The 12,288-nt window shown below is 44.5% G+C and carries 8 protein-coding genes and 1 pseudogene; 3 read left to right on the forward strand and 6 right to left on the reverse strand.

Annotated elements, in window-relative coordinates; genetic code table 11:
• Positions 1-71 precede the first annotated feature (71 nt).
• The 3 genes from allB (DXA13_RS10525) to allB (DXA13_RS10535) form a co-directional block, all read right to left on the reverse strand.
• The gene (allB, locus tag DXA13_RS10525; protein WP_118244223.1) at positions 72-1,475 is read right to left on the reverse strand and encodes an allantoinase AllB; all 1,404 of its coding nucleotides are present in this window, start codon (positions 1,473-1,475) and stop codon (positions 72-74) included.
• A 199-nt stretch (positions 1,476-1,674) separates the two neighbouring features.
• Positions 1,675-3,033, reverse strand: a complete 1,359-nt coding sequence (locus DXA13_RS10530; RefSeq protein ID WP_118244224.1) for an NCS1 family transporter — start codon at positions 3,031-3,033, stop codon at positions 1,675-1,677.
• A 45-nt stretch (positions 3,034-3,078) separates the two neighbouring features.
• Positions 3,079-4,437, reverse strand: a complete 1,359-nt coding sequence (gene allB, locus DXA13_RS10535; RefSeq protein ID WP_118244226.1) for an allantoinase AllB — start codon at positions 4,435-4,437, stop codon at positions 3,079-3,081.
• Positions 4,438-5,045: 608 nt separating this feature from the next.
• Between allB (DXA13_RS10535) and DXA13_RS10545 the strand changes: the two genes are divergently transcribed.
• Positions 5,046-5,405 (forward strand): VOC family protein, encoded by a 360-nt coding sequence (locus DXA13_RS10545; RefSeq protein ID WP_118244231.1) that lies wholly within the window; start codon positions 5,046-5,048, stop codon positions 5,403-5,405.
• A 214-nt stretch (positions 5,406-5,619) separates the two neighbouring features.
• Here DXA13_RS10545 and DXA13_RS10550 read toward each other — a convergent pair whose 3' ends face one another.
• Positions 5,620-6,423: an IclR family transcriptional regulator gene (locus DXA13_RS10550; protein ID WP_118244234.1), complete on the reverse strand. Its 804-nt coding sequence runs from the start codon at positions 6,421-6,423 to the stop codon at positions 5,620-5,622.
• Between the two features lie 269 nt (positions 6,424-6,692).
• Here DXA13_RS10550 and DXA13_RS10555 point away from each other — a divergent pair, with 269 nt between their 5' ends.
• A complete protein-coding gene (locus DXA13_RS10555; protein WP_118244236.1) occupies positions 6,693-8,372 on the forward strand; it encodes a thiamine pyrophosphate-binding protein in 1,680 nt (559 codons plus the stop codon).
• Between the two features lie 234 nt (positions 8,373-8,606).
• Positions 8,607-10,017, forward strand: a pseudogene (locus DXA13_RS10560) (amidophosphoribosyltransferase).
• Positions 10,018-10,149: 132 nt separating this feature from the next.
• On the opposite strand, the gene DXA13_RS10565 reads toward DXA13_RS10560, so the two are convergent.
• Positions 10,150-10,662, reverse strand: coding sequence for a PepSY domain-containing protein (locus DXA13_RS10565; RefSeq protein ID WP_118244238.1), 513 nt, complete (start codon positions 10,660-10,662; stop codon positions 10,150-10,152).
• Between the two features lie 174 nt (positions 10,663-10,836).
• Complete coding sequence (locus DXA13_RS10570; protein WP_118244240.1) at positions 10,837-12,288, reverse strand: 4Fe-4S dicluster domain-containing protein; 1,452 nt, start codon at positions 12,286-12,288, stop codon at positions 10,837-10,839.

The following is a 12,288-nucleotide window of genomic DNA, read 5'->3' on the forward strand; positions in this document are numbered from 1 at the left end:
CTGCAGTCAGTATTCTGCAGCATTCCCAGCAAACCTCTTATATACGAAACTGTTTCTTATATCACGGTCTCTTATTTTACAGGTGTGATATATTCGCCGTAGCCAATGGCCTCTTCTTTGTACATTCCGTCAGCAGCAACAACCTTGCCTCTGATTACTGTACAAACAGGCGCTCCCTTTCCTTCCTGTCCGTCGAAACAGGATACATGGCCCTTTGTAAACAGTTTTTCCTGCTCACATTTCCATGCTTTTTCAGGATCGAGGATAACGATATCGCCGTCAAATCCCAGCTCAAATGCGCCCTTGCGTCCATAGAGTCCGAATACCTTAGCTGGGTTATAATCCATAACCTTTGCGATCAGACTTGGGCTCAGGCCCTTCTTATTTACAACCATATCAAACATCATTGGAAGGAAGAACTGAATTGCATTCAGGCCGCCCCATGCATGCCAGATATCCTTTGTTGCATTGTCCTTCTCTTCATCAGCAGCCGGTGAATGGTCGCTTCCGACACATGACAAGGTTCCGTCAAGTACGTAGTCCCACAGTTTTTCCATGTCTTCTTTCGTACGCATTGGAGGTGTACATTTTGCCGGCGCACCTTTTTCAAATACGAAATCCTCAGTAAACCCTAGGTAATGAGGGCATGTCTCTGCAGTAATCGGAAGGCCTTCATGGATCGCATCCTTAACAACCTGCGCTACCAGCGGATGACTTACGTGGCAGATATGTACACGGCCGCCTGTAGCTCTTGCCATATCAATAACGTTCTTCGTTGCTACATACTCCGTCCAAACATCGTGGGAATCCAGGAAGTCACGAATCTTTTCTTCGTTTGTTCTTCCCTCTTTTGCTTTCATTTCCTTTTCTCTCTCAAGAACCTGTCCGAATTCTTCACAGTGGAAACCGCACAGAGCGCCGTATGGCTTAAGGATTTCAAGGGCCTTGCGTACATTTCCCATGTTTACGGTTGGGAACAGATCACCGTTCGGGCATGTAAATCCCTTAAATGCGGCAACGCCGGCCTCATGAAGGTCTACGAGGTCATTCATGTTGTTCTTTACAGAACCTGGCTTATCATCGTAATCGCCTACGATTCCGCCCCAAAGTGCAAAATCCACGAGAGAATGTTTGCTGATCTTTCCCATCTTCATATCAAAGATTTCTTTGTTCATCAGAGACGGATCATTGTTCAGAGGCATGTCAATTAATGTTGTGCAGCCTGCAACAACTGCAGCGCGGGAACCTGTCTCGAAATCCTCACGATATTCGAAGCCCGGCTCATTCAGATGTGCGTGGCAGTCAATGATTCCCGGGAATACATAATTTCCCTTTGCGTCAATCGTTTCCTTCGCTTCTGCTTCTGCCCCAGGAGCCAGAAAAGCTGCGTACTTACCGTCTGTAATTGCTACATCCGCTTCATAAATACGGTCAGGAGTAACCAGCTTTCCATTCCTAATCAATAAATCATACATTACCTTATCCTCCTATTAAAAAATTACAGAAATCTGCGTTCCCCATTCCTGCAGATTTCAGTTAATAAGTTATTCTTTATCATAGTGCGGTAACATGAAGGAACAGCCGGACCGGCCAGACTAATATAGACCGTCGGCCGGCTGTTTCATGGTTTATTTATTTTTACCGTTTATACACCCCATAAACTGATGAAATGATTTACTCGAAAATCGTTCCTTTTCTGAAAGGAGCCGCACCCTTGAGAACCTTCATTAAGATATAGTAAGCAAGAGCTGTAGGAATCAGGCTGACATACCAGGAAATTGTTACGAAGCAGAGTGATACGCCTGCGCCGATAAAGATAGCCAGAACAGCTGCCCAGTTTATGCCCTTCAAATCTCCTTCTGTATTATACAGAACGTTTAAGTCAAGTTTCTGTCTTCTCAGGAAGTAGTAGTCTGTTACCATAACTGCGAAGATCGGTCCTAAGAATGCAGAGTAAACCTGTGTGAACAGTGCCAGACCGCCTGCAGAATCCTCTGTTACGAGAACCCATGGACATGTACATACAGACAGGATACCAACCAGAACTGCTGATTTCTTATAGGAAAGCTTGAATGTATCCATCATTACGTATACAGGAGGTACGATATTGTTTAATACGTTTGTCGTTACCTGAGCGAATGCAATAAATAACAGGGTAACAATTGTTAAGAACTGGCTGTCAAGGGTTGTAGAGAATACGACTACTGGATCGTTGTTTCCTGTCGCGCCGGATACCATAAGTCCGATCAGACCCATGAATAAGGTTGCAGGCAGAATCGCGATTGTGTAGATAGAGCCTGTTAAAACAGGTTTAATCTCATGTTTTAACTCTCTTGAGTAGTCAGAACCATTGATAATCATTGTAGAGTAGATACCTAAGAATGCTGTAGTGCCTGCCCAGAATGGAAGTCCCCATGTTCCATCGATTCCTGAAATAGACTCAGCGATCTCTGTCCCAAATTTTGTCTTAACTACATAGAACATATATGCCAGTGTTGCAAGGATGAAGATACAGCTGATGTTCTCCAGCCATTTGATTCCGTGGAAGCCCTTGATGGAAAGCACTACCTGAAGGATAACAAACAGTCCGAATACGATCGGAAGCTGATCGATGCCAAACAGTGTCTTCAGACAGCTGTTGATCGCGCCTGCGCCGACCCAGCTCTGGAAACCAAACCAAACGATAGCCGGAATTGCACGGAGCATACCAGGAATCTTAACGCCTGAAACACCAAAGCTGCTGCGAAGCTGAATCGTATACGGAATACCGTACTTGTGACCGCAGTTTCCGATTAAAACGAGGGCGATCGCAATAACAACACATCCGATTACCATGGCTAAAATAGCCTGTGTCATGTTCAGAACGCCGATCAGGCTGGCGCCCATGGAGAAGGTACCGATTGAAACACATCCGCCAAGGAAGGCAGCCGTGTAAGATATCTTATCCATAATTCTTTCTTTTGTCGGGAGAAGCTCCGGCTTCACACCCTGTGCAAGATTTGCACTCACTTCCTTATTTTCTACTATTCCCATACTAATTTCCTCCGCTTATAAAATTACCTCTTCAAAAACTCTTATTTATTTCAGTTTTTTTACGAGCTCTCCATATCCCTTTGTACCTACAAGCTGGCCGTCTTTTGCAACTACCTGGCCTCTTACCATAGTACATACAGGAAGTCCTTTGCCCTTCAGTCCTACGAATGCGGAAATCTTATTTACGTAGTAAAGGGATTCCGGTGTGATCTCCCATTCTTTCTCCGGATCAAGGATTACAATATCTGCATCAAATCCAACTTTGATTGCGCCCTTCTTTCCGTAAATTCCGAATGTCTTTGCAGGACCTTCACTCAATACTCTTGCAAGAAGTGTCGGATCATATCCTCTCTTGTCTACGCCTTCGCTGTAAACAACCTGCATTACGTTCTGGATGCCGCTGATGCCGCCCCATGCACCAAGCACGCCGTCCTTTGTCTCATCTTTCTCATAATCCGCACATGGAGAGTGGTCACTTCCGACACAGCTTAAAATACCTGCGTTTACGTAATCCCACATCTCTTCTACAGCGTCTGCTGTTCTTAAAGGAGGTGCACATTTGCAGATCGCGCCTCTCTTAATCACATCTTCTTCTGTCAGGCACAGATAATGGCTGCATGTCTCAGCCGTAACATCAAGTCCTTCTGCCTGTGCCTCTGCAATTGCTTCTGCAACGTCCGGATGGCTTACATGGCAGATATGTACTTTACATCCCGTATCTCTTGCAAGATCCAGAATTGCTTTTGTTGCAATCAGTTCTGCAACAACCGGTCTTGTGTCAAGGAAGTCTCTCCATGTGTTTCTTCCTTCCTTCTTTGCCCTTGCTTCTTCCCATTTGATAATGGAATAGTCTTCGCAGTGGAAACCAGCGCGTCCGTCAAAGGATTTGATAATCTGAAGAGCTTCTCTTGCCTGGCCATAAGATAAAGATACATAGTCAGGAGAAACCGGTCCGATAAAGGACTTAAATGCTACGCATCCTTTTTCATCCATCTCTTTCAGTGCGTCAAAGTTGTAGTCCGTCAGGCCGCCCCAGAAGCAGTAGTCTACATATGCGTTTGGAGATACATGTGCTTCTTTTGCGTCCATGATCTTACCGTCTGTCATAGCCGGCTCATTCTGAAGCGGCATGTCTACGATTGTTGTCAGGCCGCCAACGCCTGCCGCTGCTGTTCCGTGCTCATAGTCTTCTCTCCAGTTATATCCAGGATCATTCAAATGTGCATGGCTGTCAATTGCGCCCGGGAAAACAAATTTTCCTGCGGCGTCGATTACTTCCTTTGCTTCCGGCTCTTCTCCCCAAGAAGTAACCGCTGCAACTTTTCCGTCCTTCACCGCCACATTAGCTTCCAGAACGTCGTCAGAAGTAACAACTTTTCCGTTTTTGATTAAGACATCATACATTTCTTCCACCCTCTCTTTTCTTAAATTCTGCTGTTGGTTATTGTCATTTTCACCAAGCAGGTTTTGAGTTTTACATTTCAAGCTGTCATAATTATAGCACTAAAATGTGGTCGACCGCAAGACCGTAATTACATTTTCGTGCAATGTTACCGATTTTATTTTATTCTTTCATGCATGTTGCACAATATGTTTTTACTGTTTCTTCCTATTTATAATGTATTCCTGTCCCATTGATTCATACTTAAAAATGAAAATATTTCCAATTGTCAATCCGGCCGGCCGGAGTATGGAATCCTCAAAAGAGGCAGCTTCTCCCGCTGCCATTATGTAAATATTCGTTTGCAGATGAAGTCTTTTTGATATAAAAATCAAACGTTCCAATAAAATAAAAAATGGGAAGTCTCCCTTCGAAAGCTTCCTCTTATTAATTAATATTGTACAACAATTCAATTCTTTAGTCAATTATATTCTGAACCCACTTCTATCATTTCCTTATTATAAGATGTTCAACTTTTATCATTCGACTTATATTTACAATTCCATCCATTTTTGATACAATATAGGATACCAGACTTTATTTTATATCGAATTATATTAGGAGGTTTCATATGCAGACAGAAAAACCAACCTTTACCTTTCAGCATGTAGGAGTAAACTGTGACGATCGTGAGGCAGCTTTAAAGACCGTATCTCTTTTGTCAGGACTATTCGGACTGGAAGCCCGTACGGAAAAGAAAGGCTCTCCATTCGCGGGCGCTTCTATCGAAGCTATGGCCGGCAAAGGGCCGGGCACTCACGGGCACCTGGCTTTTTATACTCCGGATATGAATCAGGCGATTCACTATTTTGAGACGATCGGAGTAGATATTAATTACGAATCAGCCAAGCGAAATGAGAATGGCGATATCTATGTGATATACCTGAAACAGGAAATTGCAGGATTCGCCATACAGCTGATCAACAAATAAGGACGGACGAATACACGTGCATACCGGCTGGTTTTCCGCAGATACCGGCGGTACTCAAAATAAAACAGGACATATCATGAACCGGCGGGCCTGTGCCCGGAGCGGAATGGTATGTCCTGTTTCTTCTTTCACTTTTCTTCTATTTTCTTACATATGGTAATCTTTCTTACATATGGTCATCTTTCTTGCATATGGTTATCTTTTTTGCATATGGTCATCCGTTCTGTGTTTTCGCCTCTTCGTAACCCAGTTTTTTGGAAGCTTCATAAGCAACCTGTTTCAGATATGCGATATTCTGATCATTAATTATCTCATCCATTCGGAAGACAGGCCCTGTCACACTGATTCCTGCCACCACGTTTCCGGAATAGTCACGGACCGGTAGTGAAATGCAGCGGGCGCCGATCTCACATTCTTCATTATCGAACGCATATCCCTGCTTTCTGACTTCATCCAGTTCTGTTAAAAGGCCTCTTTTTGTTGTTATCGTATTATCCGTAAATTTCTGAAGCCCCTTGCGTTCAATCATCTTGTCTATATAGCTTTCCTTGTGATTAAGAAGAAGGAGTTTGCCAACGCCGGTGCAATGCATGGGCGCCAGATTGCCGATTCTCTGCATCGTTTTAATCATCTGATCCGGTCCAGGCACAACTTCGATGTATACCACATTCATATCCTGCTCAATGGCAAGGCAGACGGATTCCTTCAACGTCGCCGCGATCTCTTTGGCAAACGGCCTCAATGTCCCCTGCAGCTCAACATTGGAGCTGACCTTATTCGATACTGCGCAGATCTTATAAGTAAGATAGTATTTTAATGTATCTCTTTCCTGATCCACATAACCACAGCCCTGAAGAGTGGATAGAAACCGGATTACTGTACTGGAATTCATTCCCAGGTCATTTGCAATATCCTGCAGCCGCTGTGGGCCGCCCTTTTCAGACAGATATTCAATAATGGCAAATGCCTTTTCCACCGATTGATTTTTTTTTGAAGCTTTTTCTTTTAATTCTTCCATTCTTATTTCACATCCTAAATTCTAGTTTCAAATAATGAAGTTTCAGTATGCCCATTATATCATTAATCAATTTTCTTTTCAATGCAGTTTTTTATAATATTGTCACAAATGCTCTAATTATTTAAAAAAATTTTTTAACATTTTTATAAAAAACATCTTGCAGTTTTATGGTACTTGTGCTAGACTGTAATTACAGATGTGAAATTGATTTTCACATAGTGAAATCTCGTAAACCAATACGTAAAGATTTTAGAAAGGACGATGTTATTATGAATTTATCAAAAGCAATCGTGGAAATTTGTAAAAAAGAAGGCATTACAGATGCTTTCGGTATCCCAGGTGCTGGATGTAATGCATTTTACGATGCATTAAAAGATGAGAAAGATGCAATCCATCACATTACTATGCGTCATGAGGAGTGCTGTGTGCACGCTGCTGACGGTTACTACAGAGCAAGCGGCAAGCTCGCTTTAGCTATCTGTACTTCAGGCCCTGGTGCAACAAACTTCACCACAGGTATTTATACAGCTAATATCGACAGCATCCCGTTAATCGCTATCACTGGCCAGGCTGTAAGAGCTCAGTTAGGCAAAGACGCTTTCCAGTGTGTAGACATGGTTGACATCGCAAGACCAGTTGCTAAGCATGTTGTTTGCTTAACAGATCCTAAGACAGCTGTTGACGAAGTAATCAAGGCTTTCAAGCTTGCTAAGACAGGCAAACCAGGCCCTGTTCTGATCGACTTCCCGCTGGATATGCAGAAGGCAGAAGTTGACTTTGATCCGGATACATACGTACCGGTTGCTAACGACAATCCTAAGGCTTCTCCATCCGCAATCAAAGCTGCTATGGATATGCTTCTGGAAGCTAAGAACCCGGTTATCTTAATGGGCGGCGGTGTTATCCTTGCTAATGCTGAAAAAGAATTAGTAGAATTCGCTGAGATCATGAATATCCCGGTTGTTATCACATACATGGCTAAGGGCGGCATCGCTTCCAACCACAGATTATATGCAGGTATGCCAGGTATCCAGTGCGGCAGCCCGGTTGGCAACAAGGTATTCTCTGAGTCTGATGTTGTATTAGCTATCGGTAACAGATTTACTGACAGACATACAGGCGCTATCAACGTTTATACAGAAGGCAAGAAGTTCATCCATATCAACGTTGAAAGAACTGAAGTTGGCAAGATCTTCAATCCTGATTTAGGAATCGTAGCTGACGCTAAGGATGCAATCGATCAGTTACTCGCTTCTGCAAAGGCTCTCGGCCAGCAGAAAGGTTCTGACAGAGTTGCAGGTATCCCTGCTCTTCGTGAAGAACTGGCAAGAAAAGTTGATCATGACTGCGTTCCGATCAACCCACACAGAGTATTCGGTGAAATCAACAAGGCATTTGATGATGACACAATGTATACAACAGGCTGTGGTATTACACAGATCTGGTCCGGACAGTTACAGGAAATCAACAAGCCTAGAAAGTACATGCCATCCGGCGGTGCTGGCTGCTTAGGCTGGGATATCCCAGGTGCTATCGGCGCTATGGTTGCTACAGGCTGCAAAGATAAATGTGTATGCTTAATGGGTGACTTCGGTTTCACATTCCATGTACAGGAAATCGCTACAGCTGCAACAAATAACGTTCCGTTAATCGTATGTATCGTTAACAACGCTTACTTAGGATTAATCAGACAGAACCAGAAATTCGCTTATGACTATGAGTATGGTGTAGCTATGCCAGAGAACCAGGGAATCATGGACTACGTAAAGGTAGCTGAAGGATTCAACTGCGAGGCAGAGCGTGTATTCAAGCCAGAAGATATCGCTGGAGCTTTCGAAAGAGCAAAAGCTTCCAAGAAACCTTACATCATTGATATCGTTTGTGAGCCACAGGCACACTGCTCTATGGGTAACGACATCCTTCATGTAAGAGAATTCAACGCTGAATAATCATTCCTATAAAACAGAGGGGACAGGTTTTACTACCTGTCTCTTTTGTTTTTTCCGTATAATAAAGAAAATTGCTCCACTTCTTATCAAAAGTATTCACATTTATATATATTAGTATATTTAATATATTTTTCCTATTGTTATAATGTACTAATATGTGGTAGTATAGGAATGTGTTGTTTTCTTACAGCACATAAGAACAGGTAAAATAAATATTATTAAAGGAGTGTTATCATGGGCGGATTTTTTGGTGTTGCATCAAAATCGAACTGTTCACTGGACCTTTTTTTCGGTGTTGACTACCATTCCCATCTGGGAACAAAACGCGGAGGCATGGCGGTTTACGGGCCTGCCGGTTTTCATCGCTCCATTCACAATATTGAAAACACGCCGTTTCGAACAAAATTTGAAAACGACTTAGACGAGCTGGAAGGCAATCTGGGTATCGGCTGTATCTCGGATATGGACCCCCAGCCCCTTCTCATTCAGTCCCACCTGGGCAGTTATGCGATTACGACTGTGGGTAAAATCAATAACCACGACGAGCTTATACGGGACGCTTACGAAAACGGTCACATTCATTTCATGGAAATGAGCGGCGGCAGAATTAACGCCACCGAACTCGTAGCCGCTTTAATCAACCAGCGCTCCAGCCTGGTAGAGGGACTTCTCTACGCGCAGGAAAAGATCAAGGGCTCCATGACGATCCTGCTTCTCACTCCGGAGGCATATATGCTTCCAGAGACCGTATGGGCAGGACACCGGTTATCATCGGCCGTAAGGAAGGCTCTTACTGTGCTTCCTTTGAGAGCTTTGCTTATCTCAATCTGGGATACTCTGATTTTTCAGAACTGGGGCCGGGCGAGATCGCCTGATCACCCCGGAAGGAGTGGAAACCTTAAGTAAGCCGCGGAAGGAGATGAAAATATGTGCTTTTCTGTGGACTTATTACGGTTACCCCACTTCCACCTATGAGGGCATTAATGTAGAGCAGATGCGCTACAACTGCGGTAAAATGCTGGCTCAGCGCGACAATGGCAGGATCAGCATCGACAGCGTTGCCGGCGTTCCTGACTCAGGCATCGCCCATGCAATCGGATATGCGACAGAATCGGGCATACCGTTCACCCGGCCATTTATCAAGTATACGCCTACATGGCCCCGTTCGTTTATGCCACAGAAACAGAGCCAGCGAAATCTGATCGCCAAAATGAAGCTGATCCCTGTGGATTGTCTGATTCGCGACAAGAAGCTGCTTCTCATCGACGACTCCATCGTCCGCGGTACGCAGTTGGGAGAAACGACTGATTTTCTTTACCAGAGCGGCGCGAAGGAGGTTCATGTGCGCCCTGCATGCCCGCCGTTGTTGCATGCATGTCCATATCTGAACTTCTCACGTTCTACATCGGTTATGGACCTGATTACAAGGCGCATTATCAAGGAACGGGAAGGCGATGGCGTATCTGCCGAACTGCTGGATGACTACGCGGACCCGGACAGCGCGAATTATAAGGAAATGGTGGAAGAAATCCGCAAGAAGCTGAATTTCACCACTCTGGCGTTCCATCGTCTCGACGATATGGAGAAATCCGTTGGAATTTCCCCATGCAAGCTGTGTACGCACTGCTGGAACGGAAAAGGATAAACATAAAAAGAGTGTTTCAAAAAGTCGAATTAGCTGTGCCACTGATACCTGATTCCGTTCCAGGCAGTGGCAATGCTATATTCCTTTTTGCAACACTCTTATTTCATTTCCATATTCAATTTTTAAAATTCGTTATTCCATATCCATCTGTCTTCCGATGATCTGTCCGCTTTCGGGATTAATCTCAAATGTTCCCTGCATCCCATCTGCATTAAAACTCACAAGATAACTTTTTAAATCGCCCTTGTAATTCAGATTCACTGCCAGATTATCTGCGTCCGGATATTCGTCTGTAACCAGCTGCATCGCCTCTTCTTCGCTCAGGACCACGTTCTTGCTTCCCTTATGCCGGAACAGCCAGCTCTTATACGAGAGCACCTCTCTGTTATGGGAATCCAGATTAACCTGATAATATTCCTGGAGGGAATCATTGTAATAGACTACCTCAAAGGCATCGCCCTTTTTCTCAGCAAACTGGAACTTGCTGCCTTCTGCGATGTACTCACAGGCTGCCGCTTTCGCTTCTTCTTTTGTAATACAGGCTGCCGTGCTGTGCGGCTCTTCCGCTTCCGAGCCGGCATAGGCTGTTAACTGGACAGCGAACATAAAACATACTGTGCATGCTGCCAATACCCATTTTTTCATAACTACCTCCCGTATTTTTATTTCGCTGCGTCTGTACAGCAAAATTTATATACATCCGGCGGATATGACGTCCGCTTTACATGCATTATATCATAATCCCCCGGAAAAGTCATCTTTTTAATTCTTACGATGAAGGCGTCTGATTTTTATGGGCCTACTGATTTACCACTTGTTTTATTTTCTGTGCATGGAGAAAGAATCCATAGCATAATTCTTCAGGTTCTCATGTACCTGGCGCGCATCTGCTTCTCCAATCAGGGCGTCTCTGTCCTTCTTTGCCTCAGTCTCTGTTTTGTGCTTGCTTGGACCGCCTACGCAGCCGCCTACACATGCCATGCCTTCCACAAAGTCCGCCGGAAGCTTGCCTACCTTCATGAGAAGAAGCGCTTTTTTACACTCTGCTGCCCCGTTACACTTCATGACATTGATATCTGTAATTTCTTCCTTTTCTTTCAGGCACTCTACAACAGCTGCCGTCACTCCGCCGCCGTTTCCAAAACGTTTTCCAAAAACGGAAGCCTCCTGATCCTTGTTCTCTTCCGGTTCCAGTTCGACATCCTTCGCCCTCATCATGGCGCGGACTTCTCCAATAGTCAGGGCATAGTCTGCATTATCCTTAATATTTAAGTCAAGAGTCTCGCTCTTCTTTGCAATACACGGTCCAATAAATACGGTAACCGTCTCCGGATCCTTTGCCTTCAGCATTCTCGATACAGCACACATCGGTGAAACTGTAGTGGACATGTGATCCAGAAGCTCGGGGTAATGCTGTTTGATCATATTTACAAAGGCGGGACAGCAGGAAGTCGTCAGCTTCTTACCTTCCTTATACGCTTCTGCCCATTCTTCCGCCTCGTAGGCTGCCGTCATATCTCCGCCCAGGCCTACGTCGATCAGATCCTCAAATCCTAATTTCTTTAATGCAGTTCTCCAGCTGGCAACCGTAATATCTTTGCCAAACTGTCCCTCTATTGAAGGCGCGATCATGGCTACGACTTTCTTGCCTGCGCGGATCAGATTGATTACATCCACCAGAAATGTTTTGGAACCAATTGCTCCGAAGGGGCAGCTGTGAATGCACATTCCGCACTGAATACATTTCTTTTCATCGATGATACAAATGCCGTATTCATCATATGTAATAGCGTCCACCGGACATACTTTTTTACATGGCCGTTCCAGATGGGCAATCGCATTATAGGGACATGCCTGAGCACACTTTCCGCATTCTTTACATTTATTCGGATCGATATGCGCCCTTTCCTCACCCATGGTGATCGCTCCGAAATGACAGGAATTCTGGCATGCCTTGCCCATACATTTTCGGCAGTTATCTGTTACTATATAAGAAGCGATCGGACACTCTTCGCATGCTGCGCTGATAACCTGAACCACATTTCTGGAATCCTTGCCGGACGGGCAGAGCCCTTCAGCCAGACGTACCCTCTGACGTATGATTTCTCTTTCTTTATAAATACAGCAGCGGAACTGAGCCTGCGGTCCTGGAATCATTTTATGGGGGATTTCATCCTTTTTCTTATCCAGTTCGCCCTCCCATGCCATTTTTGCAACCTCGTACAACACGTCGTGTTTAATCCTCAGCACTGTAGCGTCATTCGTTACCAT

Origin of the sequence: Clostridium sp. AM58-1XD (genome assembly GCF_003464085.1) — a bacterium.
In the GTDB taxonomy this organism is placed as follows: domain Bacteria; phylum Bacillota; class Clostridia; order Lachnospirales; family Lachnospiraceae; genus Lachnoclostridium_A.